This is a genomic window from Litoribrevibacter euphylliae, from assembly GCF_042646085.1.
GTDB lineage: Bacteria > Pseudomonadota > Gammaproteobacteria > Pseudomonadales > Litoribrevibacteraceae > Litoribrevibacter > Litoribrevibacter euphylliae.
This window is the reverse complement of the sequence record NZ_JBHRSZ010000005.1, coordinates 112,253-137,570: the sequence shown is the minus strand read 5'-3', so window position 1 is coordinate 137,570 and position 25,318 is coordinate 112,253. Positions and strand designations below refer to the sequence as shown.

Sequence of the window (25,318 nt, the reverse complement as noted above, 5' to 3'; positions counted from 1 at the left end):
TAACAAATCCATTATATTTGATGGTCGGTTGGGCGCTGGATGATGGAACTTTCCCTAGAGCGTGTAGTCCAACGAACAGGTTAAATTGGAAGCAGGAAGATTATGAGTAAACAGTTACAAGCCGTAGATATGACTACCCCGGGCGCTAACCTGGAAGCCTATCTTTCATCGGTGAGCGCTATTCCCGTATTGACTGTAGAAGAAGAGCGAGAACTAGCGGAACGTTTGCATTATCAAAACGATCTTGAAGCGGCCCGTCAATTGGTTATGTCGCACCTTCGTTTTGTGGTTCATATTGCAAAAAGTTACTCTGGTTATGGCTTATCTCAGGCTGACCTAATCCAAGAAGGTAATGTGGGTCTGATGAAGGCGGTAAAACGTTTTGATCCAACGGTTGGTGTTCGCTTGGTTTCTTTTGCGGTGCACTGGATTAAAGCCGAAATTCACGAATTTATTTTGAAGAACTGGCGTATTGTTAAAATTGCGACCACCAAAGCGCAACGCAAAATGTTCTTCAATCTTCGCAGTGCTAAGAAGTCTTTGTCTTGGTTTACTAACGACGAAGTACACAAGGTTGCTGAAGATTTGGGTGTGGAACCGCGAGTGGTTCGTGAGATGGAAGGTCGTTTGGCTTCTGTTGATACTTCTTTCGATGCACCGGTGGATGCCGATGATGAGTCTGCACCAAACGCACCTGTGTATTATCTTGAAGATAAGAGTGCAGACCCTGCGACTTTGCTTGAGCACTCTGACTGGACTGAGAATTCTAATTCTCGTCTACAGGAGGCGTTGGCCGATCTGGATGAACGTAGCCAAGACATTTTGATGCAGCGTTGGTTGAAAGAAGAGAAAGCCACACTTCATGATTTGGCTGATAAATATTCGGTTTCTGCAGAGCGTATTCGTCAGCTAGAAAAGAATGCGATGAAGAAACTGAAAGCTGCGATTGAAGAAGACGTCGCTTAAGTTTTAACGGCTAATAAAAAACCGTTCTGGGGAAACTCAGAACGGTTTTTTTATATCTTATTTTCGTGTATCTCTAACACTAGTGAGCCAGTATTTTTCTTGAGCAGTGCTTTATATCTGGGTGAATCACTCTATAATGCCCGACCAGTTTACTGACGAAATATAAGGACAAACGCTAGTGTTAACACTTGCAGCCATTAGTGGATTTCTAGCCGTTGCCTTAGGCGCGTTTGGGGCTCATGGATTAAAAACGGTGTTATCGCCAGATATGATGGCGGTATACCAAACCGGTGTTCTGTATCATTTGACCCATTCCATTTTGTGGCTGGTGGTTTCCGCGTTATCCGTGTTCGATCCAGAGAACCCTTGGTTGAAACGAAGTGCTGTGGCGCTGGCTGTTGGTGTTGTACTGTTTTCTGGAAGTTTGTACTTACTTACAATGACAGGTTTGAAAACATTGGGGATGATTACTCCCGTTGGTGGCGTAAGTCTGCTACTTGGCTGGCTGATGTTAGCGATAGCAGGTCGTAAACTGTTGGCATTGCAGGCCGAAGGGTCTGAAAGAACGAAAACATAATAGGTAGTTAAAATGTCGGATTCTATAGAACAAAACCCGGACGCAGGTCAGCAACGAAAGAGAACCATTCGTAGTTTTGTTAAACGCACAGGTCGTATGACGGAAAGCCAGCAGCGTGCGATGGATGAGCATTGGCAACAGCTCGGGCTAACACATGAGCAAGGCCAATTGGATTTGGCTCAGGTGTTTGGTCGTGAAGCGCCTTTGGTTGTGGAAGTAGGCTTCGGAAATGGTGATTCGTTAGTCGAGATGGCACAGCGAGAGCCAGAGAAAGATTTCATTGGCATCGAAGTGCATGAGCCGGGTGTGGGTCGGTTAATTAATAACGTGGTGAGCTTAGGGCTAACCAATCTTCGAGCCTATTGCCATGATGCCGTTGAAGTTTTTTCGGACTGTATTGCCGATGAGTCTATTGATCGTATGCAGCTGTTCTTCCCTGATCCTTGGCATAAGAAACGTCATCATAAGCGTCGAATCGTACAGCCTGAGTTTGTCGAGATGGTTCGACGTAAACTTAAAAAAGGCGGTGTTTGGCACATGGCGACGGATTGGGAGCATTATGCTGAACAAATGATGGAAGTGATGTCTGAAGCGCCAGGGTATAAGAATGTGGCCGCTGACGGGCAGTATGTTCCGCGTCCTGACACTCGTCCACTGACTAAGTTTGAACAGCGTGGCGAACGTTTAGGGCATGGCGTTTGGGATTTGATGTTCGAACGTATCGATTGATCCTTTCTTGATATCTTGTTTCCTGGGCTGGCTAGCTCAGGAAACGTTCTAACAGTTCATTCAAATAGACTCGGCCCTTATGCGTCGGGCGAATGTAATCTGTTCCCTCTACAATAATACGCTCCAGTAGTTGCTCCTGAATTGCTTGCTCGACTTTAGGTTGAATTGTATCCAGCGTTTGTCCTGTCGTTTGGGAATACAGTTCGGTAGAAAACCCTTGGGTGAGTCGCAGTGTGTTCATTAAAAACTCTAACGGTAAATCGTCCGTTTCAATGGGCTCAATGGCCGCCGTTGTCGACAGTCTGTTGTTATCCAAATAGTGGTTAGGCTGACGCACTTTACGGTAGCGGAAGATCTGACCGTCTGGCTGGGTGATTTTGCCATGGGCACCGGCTCCGATGGCTAAGTAATCGCCAAACGTCCAGTAATTCATATTGTGTTGGCTTTGATGATTTGGTTTGGCGTAAGCGGATACTTCGTATTGGGCAAAGCCCGCTTCACGAATTCTCTCTTGTCCGGCGTCTATGATGTCACAGAGAATGTCTTCTTCCGGTAGAGCCGGTGGTTGACTGTAGAACTCAGTGTTGGGTTCGATGGTCAATTGATACCATGATAAGTGTGTTGGATTGAGACTGATGGCAGTATTGAGATCAAACAATGCATCGTCAATGGATTGTCCGGGAAGCCCGTGCATCAGGTCGATATTAAAATTATCAAAGCCGGCGTTTATTAATGTCTCGATGGCGGCGAGGGCGTTATGTGAAGAATGAATTCGACCCAGCTGCGTGAGTTTGTCATCTTGAAAGCTTTGCACGCCCACCGAAAGGCGATTAATTCCGGCGGCTCGATATGCCTTGAAACGATCTGCTTCTACCGCACCAGGGTTGGCTTCCATGGTGATTTCTATGTCTTCTGAAAGCGTCACGATTGAACGGATGCCGTCGAGCAGTGCTTGATAGAAGTCACCTGATAACAAGCTCGGCGTTCCGCCTCCGATAAAGATGCTCTTCACTGGCCGATTGAAAGTCCATTGGCTATCTTCTTGTAGATCCTTTAACAAACGCGCCAGATATTCCGCTTCTGGTAGCTTCTTTGGATCCATCTGATGAGAGTTGAAGTCACAGTAAGGGCACTTCCTGATACACCAAGGGGTATGAATATAGAGGCTTAGAGGTGGAAGAGGTGTGCTCATTGGATGGATATTCTCATAACAAGGGATCAGACATGAAACGTTGATATCAATGGATCTTTATAGTCGTTGGTTAAGATTTAACTGGGTTTGCCGATAAGGGTTACTGGAGTGTGTTTGTATTCCAGTGAATGGATATTGAATATGGAAGCAAACGTGTAAACCAAACAGATCTGCAATTCTAACAATTATTTCAGCAGTCGGATAATAATATGAAATGGTATACCCGCCTTAGCATTCGTTGGAAACTACAACTAGGTTTTTTTGTGGTTACGATGCTGACCACTATCTTCAATCGCTGGATGGCCACTTTAGAGTTAAATAAAGCGATTAATACCGCAGAAGAATTCTTAGCACCTCAAGATTTAATTGATGCCTTGGTTGCTCAAAAAGAAACCTATATCTTTAATTCTATTTGGGAATCCGGCATTGAATTCGCAATTCAGTTTGCAGTAATTGGACTGGTGGCGAGTATCTTTGTTCGCCCGTTGTTAGAATTGATCAAGAGTCTGAAAGCGGTTGGTAAAGGCGATTTAACGCAAACCATTGAAAGTAAAACAGAGGATGAGATTGGTACTCTGGTAAAACAATTTAATGAGATGTTGTTTCAGTTGAACAGTGTTCTTTCCAAGGTGGATTCCGGTTCCGCTTACATGAAGCAGTCGGCTTATCAAATTTCTTTAGTGTCCCAAGAAATTGCCTCAATTGGGCAAGATGAGAATCAGGACTTTCAACACGTTTCGAATGTCATTCGCGATATGCATCAGATCTCTGATCAAGTGATGTCCTTGGCGGTGCAATCTCGTGAAATGTCGGACGAAGGTAAGAACTCAGCGGTTGTTGGAATGCGCGATCTGAGAAAGAACATTAATGATCTGGCAGAGGTCAGTGGTCAAATTGAAGACGCTTCGAGCAAAGTGGAAGAGCTCAATAAATCGGCGGACAAGATCTCTCAGATTGTAGGCAGCATTCGTGAGATTGCCGAACAAACCAACTTGCTGGCATTGAATGCGGCGATTGAAGCCGCGCGTGCGGGTGAGCAAGGTCGAGGTTTCGCAGTGGTCGCAGATGAGGTTCGTGCGTTGGCAGAGAAGACCACCAGTTCATCCGGTGAAATTAATGAAATTATCGAGCATTTCTCTGAGCATGTGGGAGATGTTACTAAGACTATGGCGCGAGTGGTTAAACGCGTTAAAAAGAACAGCGACCAAGCCGAAGAAACCGTTCAGAAAATTGCCGTAATGGAAACCGGAGCCGAGACCTCGGCATCCAATGCTGAAGAGATTGAAGTCAATTGTGATCGCCAACTTAAAACGTTCAGTGAGTTGGAAAGTGCGATGGATCAGTTACTGTATGGTTTAGAAAAAAACACCGTTAAAGTGACCAATACTGCGAACATCAGTGAGTCTTTATATCGTCTGACGGAAGATATGTCTGCCATGTTGAAAGGGTTTACCTTTTCTCATTTGTCTTCGGGAGATAGTAAATCGGTTCATGACGATCGCCGCAATCATCCACGGGCGAACAGTAATCTGTTGGTGAGTATTAAAGATGGTAAAAATTGGTTTGATGGTTTTTGTTTGGATATCAGTCTTTCGGGCATGCGAATCTCGTTGCCCATTATTATTGATACCGATAAAGAGATCGCACTGCAGCTAAGGATGCCAACCAAAGACCTGAGTGATTATCAAGATCAAGAGCCGTTAAGTATCAGAGCTAAAGTGGTGCGCGAAGCCGGTGATGATGGTGATCGCCACAATTATGGGCTTAGATTCTGTGAACTGGATAAGTATCAGAAAACCCAGTTAGAACGTTGTGTTGAGTTTTTTGAGCAGTGACGCTAGTTCACTCCGTTGAGCAGAAAAAAGCCTGCGTGACTGCAGGCTTTTTTGCGTATTACAGAGTTCTTTCGAAGGCGTCAGGCTTGGAATTGAGCTAGCTTCTCTTTAAATTCTGCCAGAGCTTTGGCTCGATGACTGAGTTTGTTCTTTTGTTCTGGAGACAATTCTGCAGAACTGGTGTTGGTTTCTGGCACCCAGAATAGCGGGTCATAACCAAAGCCGTTTTCACCTTGAGGTGCTTCTAAGATGTTTCCGTGCCAGGTGCCGTCACAGATAATCGGTGTCGGGTCGCTGGTGCTGCGGAAGAAGGCTAAAACACAATGAAAATGTGCCGACCGGTTATTTTGGTTGGTCATCTCAGCAAGCAGTTTCTGATTATTATCCGTATCGGTTGCATTCTCTCCGGCATAGCGGGCTGAATAGACGCCAGGAGCACCATCAAGTGCATCTACAGATAAACCTGAGTCGTCGGCCAGGGCCGGTAATCCTGTTTTTTCTGAAACGTAGCGAGCCTTAAGAATGGCATTTTCCACAAAGGTGGTGCCGGTTTCTTCTGGTGAAGGCAGGTCGAAGGCACTCATAGGGAGAATCTCGATGTCGAGCTCGGCCAGGATACGGCTCAGTTCTTTGATTTTTCCCTGGTTGTTACTGGCTAAAACAATCTGTTTGGTCATGCTGTACGTGTTCCTATTGATCCTGGCCGGATAAGCTTACTCTGGATAAACTGCTTGCCTGAATGAGACAACTAAGGCAGGTTTGTTCGGGTCTGGTTGAACGTCCAAATTAAAGGTCAAGGTATCTTCGGTCGAGATTTTGAACTCGGCAATATGGTAGATTGCGTCGCTTTCTATGATCGGGCGAAAGTTCAGGTTGTTGGTTTGCTCGATCAGGTTTTTGACCTTACCTTTGATGAAGGCGCGAACCGGAGTGGTACTGCCATCGGCACCTTTTTTCAATACCGTGATGTTGACCACGCCTCGATATTTCGAGCGTTGAATACCATAGCTTTCTGCAATTTTAGGTTGCAGAAATGCGCTGTTAAATGCGCTGTAGTGTACTTCGTAATCGCCAAACACTTGTTTTTGTTCTGCCCAGCTGACAGACGCTGTAATCAGAGCAAAGAAAAAGGTCAGGTATTGAATCAAGCTAACTGGCTTGCTGAAACGAGTGGGGCGCTTGTCCATGATGATCTCCTAACGCTTGGTTATGTGGTAGATGGCTACCTGACCGAGCATGTTTGGCCAGAGCCGAACCGCCCAACTGTCTTTGAGTTCGTTATCTACCACGGTACGATTAATGACTTTGATTCCTTTATCATAGCAGAGGGCTTCAAAATCTTTGAACGTACATAAGTGAATATTTGGTGTGTCGTACCAGCTGAATGGCAGCGCTTCTGACATTGGCATTCTGCCTTTGAATAACAGGTAAAAACGGCAGCTCCAATGACCGAAGTTAGGGAAGGTAATGATAGCCTCGTTGGCGACTCTGAGCATTTCATCCAGCAGCAGATCCGGGCGTTTCACTGCTTGCAGTGCTTGGGTCATAACAACCGTATCGACACTGTGATCTTCGAAGTTATCCAATCCTTTATCAAGGTCTTGCTCGATGACATTGATGCCTTTGAGAATACACTCAGTGATTGCATCTTCTTCGATCTCCAAGCCATAGCCGGTGATGTCTTTGGACTTAATCAAATGATCTAATAACAGACCAGACCCACAACCCAAGTCTAAGACTTGTTGCTTGGGTTTGATCCAGTTAGCGATGATGTCCAGATCCGCTCTTAACTGAGAGTCACTCATATGATTTCTCTATTGGTTCAAAGGTAAAGACGTAGATTGAGTCGTTTAACTGCTATACGTGTGGATTTCAATTCAGACCGATATTGTTAGCAACCCGTCCCATAAAGGCATGAAACACGCTCATGTATCTTGGAATAGGTAATAAGAACGCGTCGTGTCCTTTATCCGATTCAATTTCCACATAACTGACGTCTTTATCTGCTTCCATTAACGCATTGACGATTTCTTCGGAGCGTTTTGGTGAAAAGCGCCAATCGGTACTGAACGACATAACCATGAACTTGCATTGTGCTTGTTTTAAACATTCGGCCAAGTTGTCGTCGTAGGCGGCAGCTGGATCAAAATAATCAAGCGCCTTGGTCATTAATAAGTAGGTGTTGGCATCAAACTGACCTGAAAAACGTTCGCCTTGATAACGTAGGTAGCTTTCAATCTCAAATTCCGAGTCGTAGTTGAAATTGAGTTTGCCCGCTTTCAGATCACGGCCGAATTTTAGAGCCATGCCATCGTCGGACAGGTAAGTAATGTGCCCTAGCATTCTAGCTTGCATCAGGCCACCTTTTGGAATGGTGTCTTTTTCCAGATAGTAGCCGTCATGGAATTCGGGGTCTTTAACAATCGCTTGTCGAGCAACTTCGTTAAAGGCGATGTTTTGGGTAGTCAATTTAGGGGCTGAAGCAATCACCACGCAGTGAGCTACTCGTTCCGGGTATTGGATTGACCAACGCAAGGCTTGCATTCCGCCGAGACTGCCGCCGACTACTGCAGCCCACTTTTGTATGCCTAAACGATCCGCAAGGCGCGCTTGGCTGTTCACCCAATCTCTCACACAGAAAATAGGGAAGTCTGATCCGTACGGTTTACCCGTAGCCGGATTGATTGACGTTGGCCCGGTACTGCCTGCACAACCGCCGAGGTTGTTTAATGCCACCACGAAAAACTTATCTGTATCAATGGGCTTTCCTGGCCCAATGGCGCTATCCCACCAACCTGGCTTCTTATCCTCTTCTGAGTGATAGCCAGCGGCGTGATGATCTCCACTTAATGCATGGCAGATTAGGATGGCGTTGGATGCGTCATTATTCAGTGTGCCGTAAGTCTCAACCATCAGCTCGTAGGCGGGTAACTCTTGCCCTGAGCGCAATGTCAGTGGTTCATCGAAAGAAAAGACTTGCGGTGTCACAATTCCGACTGAGTTCTCTGGTATTTGTGTAGGCATAAGGCGTTGTTTTACGGTGAGAATAAATACTGAACGGGCAGTCTAAACGGTGAGACTGCCCGGTTCAATAGTTTCCTGTGGTATCAGTTTTCATGCGCCGTGCGGTTTCAGAAAACCAGAAAGACGGTATGAAAGTGGGGTTAGCCAGCCTGAAGCTTGTTCTTCGCTTCTTGAAGGTCAATGACTTTGGTATTTTTGTTTTGACCCGGCATCTGAATGTCTTTACAGATGGCATCGATCTCACGAATGTTATTTTCAAACTCTTTCAGCATTTTTTCGGTAATTGCTTTTTGCTGTTTACGTGTTTTGCCGGTTTGAATTAACTCTTTGAAACGCATCATTTGTTGTTCAAGAATGCGTTTGTGTTCATGAGTATTTTGCACCAATGGGCGAATGGCTTCGTTTGGCCAGTGATTCACTTCGTCTCTGAGCTCGTTGTGAAGTTCTTTAACTTGATTAACCAGCGTACCGATGAAACGTTTAACTACTATGTGTTGCTCGGTAAGAATGGTTTTTAAGTGCGTTCGGAACTTGTCTGCTTGCAAATGAAGCTTGTCCAATTCCTTTAAGTAGCGTTCTGAATCAATTTCAGGCGATTCAATGGGGTCACCCGACTGTTCAAAACGCCCATAAATACCATGCAGCATCCGGTTGGCCAGTTCCGCTTCTTTGTTGAAATGCTGTAATTCATTTGAAATATGTAGGAAGAAACGCTCAATGGCTCGACCCATACCGAGCGTGCTCCAGCTGCCTAATAGTTTGTGGTGAGCTTCCAGAATCGCGGTGTTTAGTGCCTTGGTAGAGGCCTTCTCATTGAGCATCTTCCATTGCTGCTTGACCAAAGATTTGCTGGATTTAATGGTTAGCAATTTCTTTTGATAAATGCCGTATTCGCGTTTTAGGTTTTCATTAAGGCGTTGAATTTCCTTACTCTGGTCAGGCGCTTTATCCAGTTGATCCAATTGTTCGTGCAGCATTTGATAATGACCAGACACGGTTGCGCGACTGGCGAGAGCCATAGCTGTAATATCTTTAAGCATTTGATTGCGAATGATGTGTTCGCGTGTCGAAATCAGACGCTGAGCTAAGGCTTTCTCTAGTTGCTGCATGCCGCTCTTCTTGAGCAGTTCGTCATTGCCTCGGATTTTAGCCACCAATCCTTGCTTCGCAGACAGCGGCATGATGTCTTCAGCATTTAATTCAAGAATGCGCGCGGTGTTCTGGTGAACGTGATTGATTGCTGATTGCACCATCTCCGGCCCATCCAGATCATCCCAGAGGGCATCAATTTTATTCATTACCGCATACTTAACCATATAGCGAGATTGGGGGAGAGAGCCTATGTGGGTTTCCCAAACTTCCATATCGCTGGCAGTTACACCGGTATCTGCAGACAGCACAAAGACCACTGCTTGTGCTTTTGGCAGCATTCGCAAGGTCAGTTCCGGCTCAGAGCCTAATGCGTTGAGTCCAGGGGTATCAAGAACTCTAAGACCTTGTTTAAGTAATGGATGCTCAATGCTAATAATCGCATGTCGCCAGCAAGGAATGATGACCATTCCCGATGTTTCTGGACACTTCTCCAGATGCTGTGGGTCAAAACCTAAATCACGCGCTTGTTTAGGAGGAACGCTCTTAACCTTTGACACTTGTTTCAGTGCGTCCGCCATAGTTTCAGGTTCGGATGGATTTATCGGAATTTCATGCCACCAGTCGCCGAGTTCAGACAACTCGCTCATGCTGCTGTTGGCTTGGCGAGTTTCGATTGGAAGTAACTTGATATAGCAGCGCTCTTCCTGGCGATCATAAAAGATCTCGGTAGGGCACATGGTTGTACGCCCTGCCTTGGATGGCAAAATTCGCTGATCGTAATCAGCAAAGAATAGCGCATTAATGAGTTCAGTTTTACCGCGTGAAAATTCACCAACAAAGGCGATCAGAAGGTCATCTTGACCGAGTGTTTGAATGGTTTCTTGGAGACGAGTATTTGCTTCTTCGGTAAGAAGTTGATTGCGTTTCAGCCACTCTTCGTAATGACTGATGCTCTCAATAAGAGATTGCTTCCAAGCCCAGTGAGTCCCTACTCGGTTGGAGAATTCGTTATACGCCATGAACTCAATCCTCGTTAATACTTCCGCTAGTTATAATAGTTGTTTATTTTTTGTTCATAGTTGTTGCGTGTTAAACCATTCAGTATGGGCCGACGAACGGTGTTAGGCAATAGTATGACTATTAACTTGTCTCGTTTTTTGACCGTTTGTCCGAAGATTTGAAGAGTGAAGGTGAATTCTTCAGGATATCTTTAGGGCACTTTGAGAGGTGGAAATGAAAAGTATGAAGGCAATCAAGAAGTCGAACGGTGTTGTGCACACCATTCGACTTCTCTGTTGGATAAATGTCTGATTCGAGTTGCTAGATTAAAGCCCAAGAGCTAATTGAGTTAGTTTGCTTGGGAAGTCAATGGCTTCTGCAATGGGTCGCAAAAAGATTTCAATAACCTGAATAAGCAAGAAGGCTACGATTGGGGATAGGTCGAGCATACCCATATCAGGCATAATTTTTCTAATGCGAGATAACATCGGGCCTGTTAGTTGATGCAGAAGTAAGACCGCAGGGTTGTAACTCTGCGGTGCAATCCAGCTTAAAATCACAATGATTAAAATCGAAAACATATAAATGTTTAAAAGTGTTTGAATCAGAGCAATAATTGCCCAGCCACATAGATTCAAAATAGGCGGGATTTGTCCCCCATATACCAGAGCGTAGACCAACCCCATGCCGATAAACTCAACTGTCCAAGCAAGAATCAAGGACGAGAGATCAATTCCGCCAACACCAGGAACGATTCGTCGAATGGGCACCAAGACAGGATTGGTGGCTTTGACGATAAACTGAGATACCGGGTTATAGAAATCTGCTTTAACTACTTGCAGAAGGAATCTGAGTAATACAATCAGAACATACAGATTCACAAAGGTATTTAGTAACAATAAGGCGACTTCGGTTAATGGGCCTGACACGCGATATCCTCTTCTTAGTAGTCCTGTTGTTCGTATCTTGTTATCTAACCAGCTAAACGCATCATATTGAAAGCGTTTAGCGGGAGCAATTATCTGTTGTAATTATTGAGCTAGAATTTTCGACAGTTCTTTCGAACGATCCGACGCCGCTTTCATGGCCTCTTTGACCAACGACTCCAGATTACCTTGCTGGAAGGTGTTAATTGCTTGTTCAGTGGTGCCACCCGGTGAGGTAACTTTACGACGCAGTTCGGAAGGCTCATCGCTGCTCTCCAGTGCCATTTTTGCAGCACCTAATGCTGTTTGAAGGGTCAGCTGTTTGGCTGTTTGACTGTCCAGACCTAAGGCTTCACCGGCTTGCTGCATCGCTTCCATAAATAAGAAATAGTAGGCAGGGCCGCTGCCTGAGACAGCGGTGACGGCATCTATACCGTCTTCGTCTTTCACCCAAAGAGTGATGCCTACCGCATTCATCAACTGTTCGGCAGCTTCGGCTTGGGCATCTGATACTTCCGGTGTTTTGTACAAACCTGAGGCGCCACACTGCAGTAATGCCGGGGTGTTCGGCATGCAGCGAACAATGGCCATCGGTTGTCCGACCCATTCTTGAAGCGTTTCAGCTTTGATGCCTGCGGCGATCGAGATGATCAATGGGTTCTTGGCTTTTAGTGACTCGGATAGATCAGTGATCACGTCTTTCATGATCTGCGGTTTGACAGAAAGAACGACAACATCAGCCTGAGCGATTGCTTGATGATTATCTTGCGTAGTATTGACCTGAAATTCTTGTTCCAACTTGTCCAGGCTGCTTTGATCAATATTGGTGGCCCAGATTTTTTTAGGATCAACGCCTTGTTTAACTAAGCCTCCAATAATGCTGAATGCCATATTGCCTGCGCCGATGAATGCAATGTTAGGAGTCGTCATGGGTGATCCTTATGTAATGAGTTATTCAGGTCTTGCGTGTTTAGTTTTATCGTTACTGGTGTTTGGCCGGACGTGGGCCAAAGATCGCGGTACCAATTCTAACGATAGTTGCACCACACTGTATAGCGGCCTCCATGTCGCCTGACATCCCCATTGATAGCGTATCGAACTTTTGGTCGTCAATATTGCTTTCTTTCAAGGTGAGTTTCACTTGATCAAACAAGGTCTTCATGCGAGTAAAGCTCTGTAGTTGTTGGTCTTTATCCTCTGTAGCCTGTGGGATAGCCATTAAACCGCGCAATGTTAAATGGGGATACGTTGATACTTCCAATGCCGCTTCGATGACTTGATCGGCTAAAAAACCGGATTTTGTTGGCTCGCTATCAATGTTGACTTGAATGCAGACATTGAGTGGTGGCATAGCTTCCGGTCGTTGTTCATTCAATCGTTTGGCGATCTTTAGTCGATCAATGGTGTGTACCCAGGCAAAGTTCTCTGCGGCTAAGCGTGATTTGTTGGATTGCAGCGGCCCAATAAAGTGCCATTCAATGGCGTAGTCTTTGAGTTGTTGGATTTTATCCACCGCTTCTTGAATGTAATTCTCACCAAAGGCGCGTTGTCCCAGTTGATGGACTTCCAGAATTTCTTCGCCTGATCGGGTTTTGCTAACCGCAAGTAGATCTACACTCTGGCCAAGTGGTTTTGGGTGTTGTGCAATATCCGATGTAATGGTTTGAAAGCGTTCAGCGAGCTGTGTCATTTCGGTCATGTCATTTCTGTCATTATGTTTGAGGGTGGTGATTTGGAGACCAACAAATTGTACGGTTGACCAAAAATGGCTAAGACAAACCGTCAAGTTATGCCTAATATTAATGGCGACATAGAAAAACTCTAGTTATTTGGTGAGTCCGATGAGGAAAGTTACTTTGCTAGCTTTAATGTGATTGTTAAGGGTTGTAACTTAAGTCGTTGATTCAGATTCAAAAAAATACTAAGTTTTTTGAAGTTGAGCGTTAATTTTAAAGTGTTTTTTGATATTGTCGTAAAAATAAATAGAAGTAGCTCGGTCTTAATACGAGACATAGTCTGGAGAAGGTTGCATGGATATTACGGAACTGTTGGCATTTAGTGCGAAACAAGGCGCATCGGATTTACACTTGTCGGCGGGTCTGCCTCCTATGATTCGTGTGGATGGAGACATGAGACGTATTAACGTTCCTCCTATGGATCACAAACAAGTTCATTCGCTTATCTATGACATCATGAACGATAAGCAACGAAAAGATTATGAAGAATTTCTAGAGACCGACTTCTCGTTTGAAGTACCTGGTGTCGCCCGTTTCCGTGTGAATGCGTTTAACCAGAACCGAGGCGCAGGCGCGGTGTTTCGTACCATTCCTTCCAAGGTGTTGACCATGGAAGACTTGGGTATGGGTGAAGTATTTAGACGTGTTGCTGATCAGCCAAGAGGTTTGTGTTTGGTGACGGGGCCAACGGGTTCCGGTAAGTCGACTACCTTAGCGGCTATGCTCGACTATTTGAATGAAAGTAAGTACAAACACATTCTGACCATTGAAGACCCTATCGAATTCGTTCATGAAAGTAAGCGGTGTTTGGTTAACCAGCGTGAAGTGCATAGGGATACACTTGGATTTAATGAGTCACTCAGATCTGCATTACGTGAAGACCCGGACATCATTCTGGTCGGTGAGATGCGTGACCTCGAGACCATTCGTCTGGCGTTGACGGCTGCGGAAACAGGGCACATGGTATTCGGAACCTTGCACACCACATCTGCGGCTAAAACCATTGACCGTATTGTCGATGTATTCCCCGCCGAAGAGAAATCCATGGTTCGATCCATGTTGTCAGAATCCCTGCAAGCCGTAATTTCACAAACACTGATGAAGAAAATCAGTGGGGGCCGTGTTGCAGCCCATGAAATCATGATTGGTACGCCTGCGATTCGGAACCTAATTCGTGAAGATAAAGTGGCGCAAATGTATTCGGCCATTCAGACCGGTGGTTCTCTGGGGATGCAGACGCTGGATCAATGCCTACAGGGGCTGTTGCAGAAGAATTTAATTTCGGTCGATGCAGCACGCGAGAAAGCTAAAATGCCTGATAATTTTTAGGTGAGCATCCATTGATGGAATTATCATTCCTTTAGGACGCTAAAGGATACATTCAAGGATAAGTAACAGGTAACACTGGTGGAAATTGAAAAACTCTTAAAATACGTGGTTGAAAACGAAGCTTCTGATTTATTTATCTCTGCGGGTATTCCGCCGAGTGTGAAGCTGAATGGTAAGTTAACACCGTTAACCAAAAATCCACTATCACCAGAAGAAACGCGCCAAACGGTGCTAGGGGTGATGACAGAAACCCAGCGTAAAGAGTTTAAAGAGCAGCGCGAGTGTAACTTTGCGATCAGTGCGCGAGGCATTGGTCGTTTTCGTGTGAGTGCCTTCTATCAGCGTAACTTGGTGGGTATGGTGTTGCGTCGTATTGAAACTCAAATCCCAACCATTGAAGATCTTGGGTTGCCGGAAGTGCTTAAAGAGCTTTCGATGACTCGTCGTGGCTTGATCATTTTTGTGGGTGCGACCGGTACAGGTAAGTCCACGTCTTTGGCGGCGATGATTGGGCACAGGAATAAAAACAGTAAAGGTCACATCATTTCCATTGAGGACCCGATTGAGTTTATCCATCAACATCAAGGCTGCATTATTACTCAGCGTGAAGTAGGACTGGATACTGAAAGCTTTGAAGTGGCGTTGAAGAATACACTTCGTCAGGCTCCGGATGTCATCATGATTGGTGAGGTGCGAACCAAAGACACCATGAACTATGCAGTGACCTTCGCAGAAACCGGTCACTTGTGTCTGGCAACACTGCACGCCAACAACGCCAACCAGGCGCTGGACCGTATTATTCACTTTTTTACTCCAGAGACGCACAATCAGGTGTGGATGGATTTATCGTTGAACCTGAAAGCCATTGTTGCTCAGCAATTGGTACCGACGCCAGATGGTAAAGGTCGTCGAGCTGTGGTTGAGGTGCTTCTGAATACCCCTCTGGCGGCGGATTTAATCCGCAAAGGCGAGGTGCATAAACTGAAAGAGTTGATGAATCGTTCTACGGAACAGGGAATGCAGACCTTCGATCGTGCATTGTACGATCTCTACAGTCAGGGCGAGATTACATACGCCGATGCCTTGTCTCATGCGGATTCTGCAAATGACCTGCGCTTAATGATTAAGATGGGGGCTGATGCTGATCCGGAGCAGATGTTGAATTCCAACAGCGGATTAACCTTGGATGACGACGATTATCACCGTCGTTAATAATGACTGGATAAAATTGAACAAAAACTTAACCGTGTGACTTGATTCACTTTATGCGGAGTGTATAATTCGCGCCGGTTTATGCATGAAGCTATTGTGGTGATGGCTTCATTTGGGCAGGAACAGAATGTGATCATGATGATTGTGAGTCGAATTGGTAGCGTTTATTTTGGCTTCCTGCCTGCTGTGGATTCCTTTTTGTAGCCTCTGACATTGTCAGAGGCTTTTTTTTGTCTGTTTGTTAGGGCTTGCTATGTAAGCAGTCCGGTTAAACGGCGTTAGCAAAGACGATTTACCAAAAATAACCAGAACCTAAAACGGCTTGGTGTTGCTCATATGACAAATCCTCTCTATCAGAAGCACATTGTCTCAATATCGGATCTTTCCCGCGAAGACATTGAATTAATTATTAAAACAGCAGGCCGTTTAAAGGTGCAGCCGGAGCCCGATTTGCTGAAAGGGAAGGTGATCGCCAGTTGTTTTTTTGAAGCCTCCACTCGAACGCGCTTGTCGTTTGAGACCGCGGTGTTGCGCTTGGGTGGTTCGCTGGTCGGGTTTGATGATGCTGGCAATACCTCGCTGGCGAAAAAAGGTGAAACCTTGGCCGATTCGGTTCAGGTGATTTCCTCGTACACGGATGCCTTCATCATGCGTCACCCGCAGGAAGGGGCTGCCCGCTTGGCTTCCGAGTTCTCAAGTGTACCTGTGATCAATGGTGGTGATGGTGCGAACCAGCATCCAACTCAAACTTTGTTGGATCTTTACACTATCTATGAATCCCAGGGAACGCTCGAAGGGCTGAAAGTTGCCCTTGTTGGGGATTTGAAATACGGGCGAACGGTACATTCGTTGGCTCAGGCCTTGTCGAAATTTGATTGTGAGTTCTATTTGGTGGCACCGGGTGAGTTGGCGATGCCTGACTACATTGTTGAGGATCTTCAGGATAATGGGGTGACTTTACATCAGTCAGAGGATCTCGAGTCGGTGATTTCTGAATGCGATATTCTTTATATGACGCGGGTTCAGAAAGAGCGCTTTGATCAAACTGAATATATGCACATGGCCTCTAAGTTTATTTTGAAGGCCAGCATGCTAGGCTCTGCAAAAGAAACCATGAAGGTGTTACATCCTCTGCCTAGGGTCGATGAAATCGATGTCGAAGTGGATCAAACGCCTCATGCCTACTACTTCCAGCAGGCCGAAAACGGGGTTTACGCGCGTGAAGCTCTATTGGCTTTGGTCTTAAATGCGGATTTTGAATAGGAGTAGATGGTATGTCTGAGAAATTACAGGTTGAAGCGATTCAGCAAGGCACAGTGATCGATCATATTCCTGCAGGGCAAGGTATTCGCATTCTAAAGCGTCTCCATCTGGAGTCTGCCGGTAAGCGCATTACTGTGGGGATGAATTTGCCCAGTCAAAATCATGGATTAAAGGACATTATTAAAGTCGAAGGGCGTATGTTTACTGAGGACGAAGCTCATCAGTTGGCCTTATTTGCACCTTCTGCGACCATTAATGTGATTGACGACTACGAAGTAGTGAATAAGTTTGGCATGCAGTTACCGGATACTTTGGTTGGGGTGTTTCCGTGTCCGAATTCCAACTGTATCTCCCTCAATGAGCCTGTGAATAGCTATTTTTACATCAGTGTAAAGGGTGAGGCTGATTCCGGCGATGCACAGGTCAAGATGCGTTGTAAGTACTGTGAAAAGTCTTTTAACAAAGAAGTGGTTGTGGGTAATTAGTTTGCCTGTTGCGCAATCCAACTTTCGAATAAAATCTTAGCCACCATACCGTCCACTGAGTGGGCACCAAAGTCATGAATGCCTTGGTCGCGAAGGTCGTATTTGATCTCTTCGCTACTCAGGCGTTCATCGACCATTTCAAAAGGTTTTCCAAAGCGGCCGTGAAGGCGGTTTGCAAATTTCCGGGCGCGCTTGGACATCTCACTTTCTGTTCCGTCCATATTTAACGGCAGTCCGATTAATAAAATATCGGGTTGCCACTCTTTAATCAGTGACTCAATATCCTGCCAGTTTGGTATGCCGTCCTTTGCTTTCAAGGGATTCAATGCGGTCGCCGTGCCTGTGATGGTTTGGCCCACGGCTACGCCGATGCGTTTGATGCCATAGTCGAAGGAGAGGGCTTGTTTAATTGTGGGCATGAAAAGAGGGTTCCTGATCGGCAGCTGAGAGTGGAATGATAAAGGATGTTGCGAGGATGTGAACTGAATAATTGAGCGATGTTTATGCGTGACCGGTTTCTGAGCTCAGTTGTTCAGGATCGATACCTAAGGTTCTGGTTGCTGCAGATAACCTTTGTTCCAGATCGAGATCAAACAGAATGTCTGAGTGTGCCGGACACGTTAACCATACATTATTACTTAATTCATCTTCCAATTGACCTGCATCCCAGCCGGCGTAACCCAGTGTCACCAAAAACTTATTTGGACCGCGATGTTCTGCGAGTGACACCAGCATGTCTTTTGATGTGGTAAGGAATGTACCTGGGCCGGTTCTTAAGGAGTTGCTGATAAAGTCTGGATCATTATGGAGGATAAAGCCTTGGTTGGTGCTTACCGGTCCGCCTGCAAGAACCGGCATCGTTTCGCTTTCCACGCTAGGGTATACATCCAGCTCAAGTAAGATTTCACTGAGTTTAACCGGGAGCGGTTTGTTGATGATCAGTCCTAATGCGCCTTCTTCATTGTGCTCACAGATGTAGGTTAAGGAGCCAGTGAAGATGTCACCTTGTAGATGGGGCATAGCGATTAGAAAGTGATGTCTCAAACTATCCATACCGACTCCAAAGAGGTTCTATCTATCACTATAGGTCTAATACTGGGAAAGGACATTGTTTTTTTGAAATCTCCAGGTGCGAATGATTTCGAGTTCGTCCGTATCTTTTATTAAATCATCAGGAAATGGTGCGAAGGGTGCAGCAAGTCGAACAATTCGAATTGCTGCATCATCGAGTACTTTGTGGCCTGAAGACTCAAGCACCCGGATTTCTTTTAGGGCGCCGTTAGGTAGGAGAGAAACAAGCAAGCGCAGGTCACCAAAAATTCCTTGCTGGCGCGCTTTTTCAGGGTAGTTTAAATTGCCAACGCGTTCGACTTTGTCCAGCCAGGCTTTGACGTAATAGGCGTCGGAGGCGCGTTTGGTTGAGGTCGTAGTAATGGTGCGAATGCGTGGGCTGCGCGTCAGTACTTTTTGTTGATAATCCAGCTCCGCTTCAAGACTGGCAATTTCTAGAGATCGCTGAAGTAATCGCTTAGCTTGTTTAGGTTGTTCTGCCTTGGGTTTGCTAAGGATGTCTTTTGGACTGGTTAACTGCTCAGGAATCGGCGTTACCGTGACTTCCGTTTGTTCTTGTTGGTCAATTTCAGCGGGTGCAACGGCTTCCATCGTTGGTGATGTTTTATTGACTTTGGGCGCTTGGATCTCAGCTCGTTCGGTCGTGGTAAGTTGTTGCGCCTTTTCAATGGGTTGGCCGCTGCCCTGTTGATTCATCTGAGCCAAAAAGTCAGCGTCCTCGGGTTCTTTATGGTGTTCAAACTTGGCAAGCGTTACTTCCAGTGTTGCTGGTTTGTTTGACGTTTTCAAAACCTCAAAGCCAATGCCCATGATAAGAACGAGATGGAGGGCGATGGCGAGAAATACGGTAAAACCCAGGCGATCAGAAGAAGATATTTTAGGAGTAATGGTTTGAGGCGCGTCACCCTGAAGATTTTGAGGTGATGGGCTGAGGCCTGGGTTGTGAATTGTGCCTGACTGCATGAGGTATTACTGATTGACTTCGGAACGTATGGCTAAGTTAACGTGCTTAATGGGATCGAGCAAGGGAATATGATGGAATTGTGACTCCCATCGATAAGTTTTTGCTTGCTCTTGGGCTCTAATCCCAGGTCTTGGTTTGTACAAGACCTGGGGTATGATATTAAAGGGGCTTCCGTTGTTGGAGCTCGGATTCAATTACATCCATTAGCTTTCCGGCGATGTCGATGCCGGTTTCGTTGGCAATTTCTCGTAAGCAGGTAGGACTGGTGACGTTAATTTCGGTTAAATAGTCTCCGATCACATCCAATCCGACGAAATAAAGTTGTCTTGCTTTCAGCTCTTCTGATACTTGATCGCAGATCCAGCGATCGCGGTCGCTCAGTGGTCGGACTTCTCCGCTGCCGCCTGCTGCCAGGTTACCCCTGCTTTCGCCGGCTGCGGGAATTCTTGCTAAGCAATATGGGATTGGTTCGCCATTAATCATAAGAATTCGTTTGTCGCCTTCGCTGATCTCAGGAAGGTATTTCTGAGCCATAATCTGTTGGGCGCCATGATTGGTCAGTGTTTCGATGATGACCGATAAGTTAGTGTCTTGGGCTCTAACGTGGAAGATAGATGAGCCGCCCATGCCGTCTAACGGCTTAAAAATGGTGTCTTGATGTTTTTCATGAAAAGCTTTCAAGCGTTGAGTGTCTTTCGATACTAGGTGCGGAGGTGTGCACTGAGGAAATGCGGTGGCATACATCTTCTCGTTACAGTCTCGTAAACTGGACGGTTTATTTACGATCAATGTGCCTTTTTGCTCTGCGCGCTCCAATAAATACGTGGCGTAAATGAATTCATTATCAAATGGTGGATCTTTGCGCATCAGAATGACATCGAGCTCTGACAATTCAATGTCTTGAGTTGTACCGAATTTGTACCATTCCTTGTCGGACTTGAATACGGATAAGGTGCGGCTATTGGCGCGGGCATCGCCATCTTCAAGATACAGATCGCTCGGTTCCATATAGAACAACTCCCAATTGCGATCTTGGGCTGCCCAGAGCATGGCTAAAGATGTATCTTTTTTGTAGTTGATGGATTGGATGGGATCCATCACGATGCCGAGTTTAATAGTCATGAAAATACCGTGCCTTAATTGTCTTGTGCGGGCGCTATTGTACTTAAGTTTGGTCTTAGACGCCTAATAATGAGTGAAGTAAATAGCTAATTTAATCTTAACCTTAGAGTAAATTGTTGGAGTATTTGTTCAGTTTTCATTGAGAATAGATGTGTTTTTTTGTAATTCCGTGGAATAGAGCTTTAATTAAGATGGATTTAAACTTAAGTTCTATGTTACAACTGACCAGTTAGTGTTTCTTGGCTCGCTGAATTAAAAGGGAGCCTTTTCGCGGCTAAAACAAGAACTATTGCGAACGGTAGAAAAGGCCGAATTATGGATGAAAACTTTGAGAGTTTGAAAGTGATGGTAATCGACGATAGCAAGACGATTCGTCGAACTGCTGAAACTCTACTTAAAAAAGTTGGATGTACTGTGGTTACTGCAACCGATGGATTTGATGCATTAGCAAAGATTGCTGATACACATCCGGATATTATTTTTGTGGACATTATGATGCCTCGTTTGGATGGTTATCAAACATGTGCTCTGATCAAAAATAACAGTGCATTTAAGTCAACCCCTGTAATCATGCTGTCGAGTAAAGATGGTTTGTTTGATAAGGCAAAAGGCCGCATCGTAGGGTCTGACGAGTATTTGACTAAGCCGTTTAGTAAAGATGAGCTGCTTGGTGCAATTAAAGCACATCTCAAGAAAGACTAGTTTGAACTGAATTGTCTTTATAGAACTGGAGAAAAGAATGGCGCGCATATTGATCGTTGATGATTCGCCAACCGAAACCGCTGCTTTTAAAACAATGTTGGAAAAGCACGGTCATGAAGTATTAAATGCAGAAAACGGTGCTGATGGTGTAGCACTGGCCAGGCAGGAACAGCCTGAACTGGTATTGATGGACATCGTTATGCCTGGATTGAACGGTTTTCAGGCTACCCGCCAGCTGTCTAAGGGCGGAGAAACTGCACATATTCCCGTTATCATCGTTACAACCAAAGATCAGGAAACTGATCGGGTCTGGGGTAAACGTCAGGGCGCTAAAGGTTATTTAGTTAAGCCTGTTCAGGAAGACCTGCTAATGACGACTGTGAATAAAGCGCTGGCAGGCGAACCTTTAGACGATTAATTTCATTTCAAAAACAACAATAACCTGAACATATAATGAATCCATTTAAGATCTTACAGGAACTTGCTGCCAAAAGCCGAATTCATGCAGCAGGTTTGCCTGCGCAAGAAGCGGCTGTTAAAACCTGGAGTGGTGTAGCGTTTCGTGTGGCCGGAGGGCGCTTTTTATCGCCTTTGGGCGAAGTGGTCGAAGTATTGGATGTCCCTCGATTTACTCAAATTCCTGGTGTGAAGCCCTGGGTCAAAGGCATTGCCAATGTCCGGGGGCGTTTATTGCCTATCATGGATTTTGCATCGTATCTGGGCTCGAGCTCCAATAAGTTGATGCGCACGAGGAAAGTGTTGGTTGTTGATTATAAAGGAATACTGGCTGGTTTGATTGTGGATGAAGTGATGGGGATGCAGCATTTCCCAGCAGACGCGTTCCAAAAATCAACAGCTGCTATTATTGATGAAGTTCGCCCTTATGTGATGGGTGAGTTTCCAAGGGATGATCGACTGTGGACAGTGATTAGCTTGTTTAAGCTGGCCCAGGATCAAGAGTTCGTTCAAGTAGCGGTGTAGTGAATTACTGAATCGCTTTTGGATACAAACTTGTAAGAATAAGAAATGCGGCTGGGAGTCCGAAGCATGAAAGCAACAGGTGGTATTAACACCAGTAAACTGTTCGAAAATCCATTAATGGGTGGCTCGGTAGTTTTAATGATCTTAGCGATCATAGGGCTATTTGTGACCTCATGGATTCAGACAGTCGAAGGTGCACGAGATAAAGAATACATTGCAAACGCTGGTGAATTACGAGTTCTGTCTCAGGCAATTGCTAAGAACTCCACCGAGGCAGCGGGCGGTAAAGAAGAAGCCTTTAACCAACTTCAGATGACCCGGCAAGCGTTTGAACAACACTGGACGAACCTATTGAAAGGTAATCCTGAGGTTGATCTCCCACCAAGCCCAGAATCGGTTCAATCAGAAATGGACTCTTTGCAAACCGTATGGGGCCGTGTTCGTGATAATGCTGACCAGATCATTGAGTCTCAAGAAGTTGTACTGACGCTTCATGAAGTAGCGGAAACACTCAACGAAACGATTCCTCAGTTGCAAATTGAATACGAAGAAGTTGTAGAAATTCTTCTTGAAGTAGATGCTCCGGCTGAACAGGTTGTAATTGCTCAGAAACAATCCTTATTAGCGGAACGTATTGCTCGTAGTGTCAATAAAGTATTGGCTGGTGGTGATGATGCAGTATTAGCTGCTGATAACTTCGGTCGAGATGCAAGTCTATTTGGGCGAGTATTGAGCGGCATGCTGGAAGGCAACGTTGCAATGAATATTTCTCAGGTAGAAGATGAAGAAGCGGTATACAGCCTTGAAGAAATTTCTGATTTGTTTGAATTCGTAAGCGGCAGCGTTGACGAGATTCTTGATAACTCCCCTGATCTTTTCCACGTTCGTGAATCTGCAAACTCCATTTTTATTGATTCCCAAGATTTGTTGAAGTCTACCTCTGCGTTGGCGGTTCGATTCCAGACATTATCTGACGATCGTCCGTTCTATAAGACCGCGATGGGTGTTTATATCTGTTTGATTGCTCTGTTCTTTGGTGGCGCAGGTTACGGTTACGTTGTTTATAAAGAAACTGAGAAAGAGCGTTTGGAAGAAGCAGACAGTAATGAGCAAAACCAAACTGCGATTCTTCGACTTCTTGATGAAATTGCTGATCTGGCAGATGGTGACTTGACGACTCAGGCAACGGTAACCGAAGACTTTACCGGCGCGATTGCTGACTCTATTAACTTCGCGGTCGATCAGATGCGTGGTCTGGTATCTGCGATTAACGAGACCGCGGTACAGGTTTCGGCGGCAGCCCAAGAAACTCAGGCGACAGCGATGCATTTGGCGGAAGCATCCGAGCACCAAGCGCAAGAAATTGCGGGAGCCTCGGCGGCGATTAACGAAATGGCAGTATCTATTGATCAGGTATCTGCGAACGCCGCTGAATCATCCGCGGTAGCAGAGCGATCGGTTGCGATCGCAAACAAAGGTGCTGAAGTTGTACAGAACACCATTAATGGTATGGATACGATCCGTGAGCAGATTCAAGAAACCTCGAAGCGTATTAAACGTCTGGGTGAGTCGTCGCAAGAAATTGGTGACATCGTATCTTTGATTAACGACATTGCTGACCAAACCAATATTCTGTCTTTGAACGCGGCAATTCAAGCATCTATGGCGGGTGAAGCCGGTCGAGGCTTCGCCGTGGTTGCGGATGAGGTTCAACGTCTGGCGGAGCGTTCGGCCGCTGCAACGAAGCAGATTGAATCTCTGGTAAAAGCAATTCAGAGCGATACAAACGAAGCGGTAATTTCGATGGAACAAACCACCACCGAGGTGGTAACAGGAGCTCGCTTGGCGCAAGACGCGGGTGTGGCACTGGAAGAAATTGAAACGGTATCGAAGAACCTGGCTGATTTGATTCAGAACATTTCGAATGCAGCTCGTCAGCAGGCATCATCTGCTGGTCATATTTCGAATACGATGAACGTGATTCAGGAAATTACATCACAGACATCTTCTGGTACAACGGCAACAGCGAAATCGATTGGTAACCTGGCAGAGCTGGCAAACCACCTTCGTGAGTCGGTTGCAGGCTTTAAACTTCCTGACTCTGAGTTGGTTCCAACCGTTGAGGAAGAACACGCCCAGGTATAAGCCTGGGTTTGTTGTCTAGCAATAAGAGGGTTGGCAATCGCGCATGTCTAGTCAAGATGAAGCCCATAGTGATAAGAGGCTTCAGCACTCAATGCATGGTCAATTTGATGATCATAGCTATGAGCAGTGGCGTGCGCTTATCGAGCAAAGAACGGGGCTTCAACTGGCAGATCACCTGAGGTCGTATCTTCAAGGTGGCTTAAATCGTCGAATGAAACTACTTAATATCGATGATTATGAAAGTTACTTGGAATATGTGACTGACGAGCGAAATGGCTTTAAAGAGTGGTCTGAGTTAGTCGATACCCTGACCGTTCAGGAAACACAATTCTTCAGACACCCTGACTCCTTTACTTATTTGGAATCTTACATTGATGAGCTGATTTGTCAGAATGACAGAGCTCGTTCGATTGAGATTTGGAGTGTTGGATGTTCTTCTGGAGAAGAGAGCTATAGCCTTGCCATGTTAGCTGATAAGTCATTATCAGCGGTTGATAGAATTGGCTATGGTGTGATCGGAACGGACATCAGTTTATCCGCCATTAGTAGTGCCAAAGCGGGTAACTATAAAGCTCGAAAAGCCGAATGGATTCCTGAAACGTACCAGGACTCTTATGACAAGCTGGATAACAAAATAAAAATTAAACAGAGCATTGCTGATAGAGTCTGCTTTGCTCGAGTTAATATTCTGGATCTTGATCGTGTTCCAATACGCGATATGGATATCATCTTCTGTCAAAACTTGCTGATATATTTGAGAAAGTGGCGCCGAAAAGAAGTAGTTAACCGACTAGCGGAACGACTAAAAATCGGTGGTGTTTTAGTATTAGGATTAGGAGAAGTGACTGATTGGAGTCACCCTAAGCTTCGACAAGTAGACAGTAGGAACGTATTAGCATTTGAGCGCTTTAAAGCATAACCGTTTTAGAGTGAGCAGCTAAAGAGCATATAAGGTGAGATTGGAGTCA

Annotated in this window: 26 protein-coding genes; 13 read left to right on the top strand and 13 right to left on the bottom strand. The window is 45.5% G+C overall.

Annotation, left to right across the window (positions count from 1 at the left end):
• Nucleotides 1-102: 102 nt before the first annotated feature.
• The 3 genes from rpoH to trmB all read left to right on the top strand — a co-directional run bounded on the left by rpoH (nucleotide 103) and on the right by trmB (nucleotide 2,272).
• Nucleotides 103-966 carry an RNA polymerase sigma factor RpoH gene (gene rpoH, locus ACFOEK_RS13410; protein WP_386721784.1) on the top strand — a complete coding sequence of 288 codons (864 nt, stop codon included), beginning with the start codon at nucleotides 103-105 and terminating at the stop codon, nucleotides 964-966.
• 178 nt (nucleotides 967-1,144) lie between these two features.
• Nucleotides 1,145-1,543, top strand: coding sequence for a DUF423 domain-containing protein (locus ACFOEK_RS13405; RefSeq protein ID WP_386721783.1), 399 nt, complete (start codon nucleotides 1,145-1,147; stop codon nucleotides 1,541-1,543).
• Between the two features lie 12 nt (nucleotides 1,544-1,555).
• Nucleotides 1,556-2,272: a tRNA (guanosine(46)-N7)-methyltransferase TrmB gene (gene trmB, locus ACFOEK_RS13400; RefSeq protein WP_386721781.1), complete on the top strand. Its 717-nt coding sequence runs from the start codon at nucleotides 1,556-1,558 to the stop codon at nucleotides 2,270-2,272.
• 31 nt (nucleotides 2,273-2,303) lie between these two features.
• On the opposite strand, the gene hemW is transcribed toward trmB, so the two are convergent.
• The gene (hemW, locus tag ACFOEK_RS13395; protein WP_386721779.1) at nucleotides 2,304-3,464 is read right to left on the bottom strand and encodes a radical SAM family heme chaperone HemW; all 1,161 of its coding nucleotides are present in this window, start codon (nucleotides 3,462-3,464) and stop codon (nucleotides 2,304-2,306) included.
• A gap of 209 nt (nucleotides 3,465-3,673) precedes the next feature.
• Between hemW and ACFOEK_RS13390 the strand changes: the two genes are divergently transcribed.
• On the top strand, nucleotides 3,674-5,299 hold the full coding sequence (locus ACFOEK_RS13390) for a methyl-accepting chemotaxis protein (protein ID WP_386721777.1): 1,626 nt from the start codon (nucleotides 3,674-3,676) through the stop codon (nucleotides 5,297-5,299).
• An 80-nt stretch (nucleotides 5,300-5,379) separates the two neighbouring features.
• Here ACFOEK_RS13390 and ACFOEK_RS13385 read toward each other — a convergent pair whose 3' ends face one another.
• The 8 genes from ACFOEK_RS13385 to ACFOEK_RS13350 form a co-directional block, all read right to left on the bottom strand.
• Entirely contained in the window at nucleotides 5,380-5,976 is a 597-nt protein-coding gene (locus ACFOEK_RS13385) for an XTP/dITP diphosphatase (RefSeq protein ID WP_386721775.1), read from the bottom strand.
• Nucleotides 5,977-6,012: 36 nt separating this feature from the next.
• Nucleotides 6,013-6,486, bottom strand: a complete 474-nt coding sequence (locus ACFOEK_RS13380; RefSeq protein WP_386721773.1) for a DUF4426 domain-containing protein — start codon at nucleotides 6,484-6,486, stop codon at nucleotides 6,013-6,015.
• 9 nt (nucleotides 6,487-6,495) lie between these two features.
• Nucleotides 6,496-7,104: a methionine biosynthesis protein MetW gene (gene metW, locus ACFOEK_RS13375; protein WP_386721771.1), complete on the bottom strand. Its 609-nt coding sequence runs from the start codon at nucleotides 7,102-7,104 to the stop codon at nucleotides 6,496-6,498.
• Between the two features lie 67 nt (nucleotides 7,105-7,171).
• Nucleotides 7,172-8,323 carry a homoserine O-succinyltransferase MetX gene (gene metX / locus ACFOEK_RS13370; protein ID WP_386721769.1) on the bottom strand — a complete coding sequence of 384 codons (1,152 nt, stop codon included), beginning with the start codon at nucleotides 8,321-8,323 and terminating at the stop codon, nucleotides 7,172-7,174.
• A gap of 140 nt (nucleotides 8,324-8,463) precedes the next feature.
• Nucleotides 8,464-10,434 (bottom strand): dynamin family protein, encoded by a 1,971-nt coding sequence (locus tag ACFOEK_RS13365; protein WP_386721767.1) that lies wholly within the window; start codon nucleotides 10,432-10,434, stop codon nucleotides 8,464-8,466.
• A gap of 306 nt (nucleotides 10,435-10,740) precedes the next feature.
• The gene (locus ACFOEK_RS13360; protein ID WP_386721765.1) at nucleotides 10,741-11,343 is read right to left on the bottom strand and encodes a YggT family protein; all 603 of its coding nucleotides are present in this window, start codon (nucleotides 11,341-11,343) and stop codon (nucleotides 10,741-10,743) included.
• Nucleotides 11,344-11,445: 102 nt separating this feature from the next.
• Complete coding sequence (proC, locus tag ACFOEK_RS13355; RefSeq protein WP_386721763.1) at nucleotides 11,446-12,270, bottom strand: pyrroline-5-carboxylate reductase; 825 nt, start codon at nucleotides 12,268-12,270, stop codon at nucleotides 11,446-11,448.
• A gap of 52 nt (nucleotides 12,271-12,322) precedes the next feature.
• Nucleotides 12,323-13,039, bottom strand: a complete 717-nt coding sequence (locus ACFOEK_RS13350; RefSeq protein WP_386721761.1) for a YggS family pyridoxal phosphate-dependent enzyme — start codon at nucleotides 13,037-13,039, stop codon at nucleotides 12,323-12,325.
• Between the two features lie 331 nt (nucleotides 13,040-13,370).
• On the opposite strand from ACFOEK_RS13350, the gene ACFOEK_RS13345 reads away from it, so the two are divergent.
• From ACFOEK_RS13345 to pyrI, 4 genes are all read left to right on the top strand, one after another.
• Complete coding sequence (locus ACFOEK_RS13345) at nucleotides 13,371-14,405, top strand: type IV pilus twitching motility protein PilT (RefSeq protein ID WP_386721759.1); 1,035 nt, start codon at nucleotides 13,371-13,373, stop codon at nucleotides 14,403-14,405.
• A 78-nt stretch (nucleotides 14,406-14,483) separates the two neighbouring features.
• A complete protein-coding gene (locus tag ACFOEK_RS13340; RefSeq protein ID WP_386721757.1) occupies nucleotides 14,484-15,617 on the top strand; it encodes a PilT/PilU family type 4a pilus ATPase in 1,134 nt (377 codons plus the stop codon).
• A 336-nt stretch (nucleotides 15,618-15,953) separates the two neighbouring features.
• Nucleotides 15,954-16,880, top strand: a complete 927-nt coding sequence (gene pyrB / locus ACFOEK_RS13335; RefSeq protein WP_386721755.1) for an aspartate carbamoyltransferase — start codon at nucleotides 15,954-15,956, stop codon at nucleotides 16,878-16,880.
• 11 nt (nucleotides 16,881-16,891) lie between these two features.
• Nucleotides 16,892-17,365: an aspartate carbamoyltransferase regulatory subunit gene (gene pyrI / locus ACFOEK_RS13330; protein WP_386721753.1), complete on the top strand. Its 474-nt coding sequence runs from the start codon at nucleotides 16,892-16,894 to the stop codon at nucleotides 17,363-17,365.
• Here pyrI and ruvX read toward each other — a convergent pair.
• From ruvX to gshB, 4 genes are all read right to left on the bottom strand, one after another.
• A complete protein-coding gene (gene ruvX / locus ACFOEK_RS13325; protein ID WP_386721750.1) occupies nucleotides 17,362-17,784 on the bottom strand; it encodes a Holliday junction resolvase RuvX in 423 nt (140 codons plus the stop codon). The genes pyrI and ruvX overlap by 4 nt on opposite strands.
• 82 nt (nucleotides 17,785-17,866) lie before the next feature.
• Nucleotides 17,867-18,418: a YqgE/AlgH family protein gene (locus ACFOEK_RS13320; protein ID WP_386721748.1), complete on the bottom strand. Its 552-nt coding sequence runs from the start codon at nucleotides 18,416-18,418 to the stop codon at nucleotides 17,867-17,869.
• A 36-nt stretch (nucleotides 18,419-18,454) separates the two neighbouring features.
• Nucleotides 18,455-19,399, bottom strand: coding sequence for an energy transducer TonB (locus tag ACFOEK_RS13315; RefSeq protein ID WP_386721746.1), 945 nt, complete (start codon nucleotides 19,397-19,399; stop codon nucleotides 18,455-18,457).
• Between the two features lie 160 nt (nucleotides 19,400-19,559).
• Complete coding sequence (gene gshB / locus ACFOEK_RS13310; RefSeq protein WP_386721744.1) at nucleotides 19,560-20,522, bottom strand: glutathione synthase; 963 nt, start codon at nucleotides 20,520-20,522, stop codon at nucleotides 19,560-19,562.
• A 315-nt stretch (nucleotides 20,523-20,837) separates the two neighbouring features.
• On the opposite strand from gshB, the gene pilG reads away from it, so the two are divergent.
• From pilG to ACFOEK_RS13285, 5 genes are all read left to right on the top strand, one after another.
• Nucleotides 20,838-21,224: a twitching motility response regulator PilG gene (gene pilG / locus ACFOEK_RS13305; RefSeq protein WP_284379640.1), complete on the top strand. Its 387-nt coding sequence runs from the start codon at nucleotides 20,838-20,840 to the stop codon at nucleotides 21,222-21,224.
• A 37-nt stretch (nucleotides 21,225-21,261) separates the two neighbouring features.
• Nucleotides 21,262-21,642, top strand: a complete 381-nt coding sequence (gene pilH, locus ACFOEK_RS13300) for a twitching motility response regulator PilH (RefSeq protein WP_386721742.1) — start codon at nucleotides 21,262-21,264, stop codon at nucleotides 21,640-21,642.
• 35 nt (nucleotides 21,643-21,677) lie between these two features.
• Nucleotides 21,678-22,205, top strand: a complete 528-nt coding sequence (locus ACFOEK_RS13295) for a chemotaxis protein CheW (RefSeq protein WP_386721740.1) — start codon at nucleotides 21,678-21,680, stop codon at nucleotides 22,203-22,205.
• A 66-nt stretch (nucleotides 22,206-22,271) separates the two neighbouring features.
• The gene (locus ACFOEK_RS13290) at nucleotides 22,272-24,350 is read left to right on the top strand and encodes a methyl-accepting chemotaxis protein (protein WP_386721738.1); all 2,079 of its coding nucleotides are present in this window, start codon (nucleotides 22,272-22,274) and stop codon (nucleotides 24,348-24,350) included.
• A gap of 43 nt (nucleotides 24,351-24,393) precedes the next feature.
• On the top strand, nucleotides 24,394-25,269 hold the full coding sequence (locus ACFOEK_RS13285; RefSeq protein WP_386721736.1) for a CheR family methyltransferase: 876 nt from the start codon (nucleotides 24,394-24,396) through the stop codon (nucleotides 25,267-25,269).
• The last annotated feature ends 49 nt before the right edge of the window (nucleotides 25,270-25,318 follow it).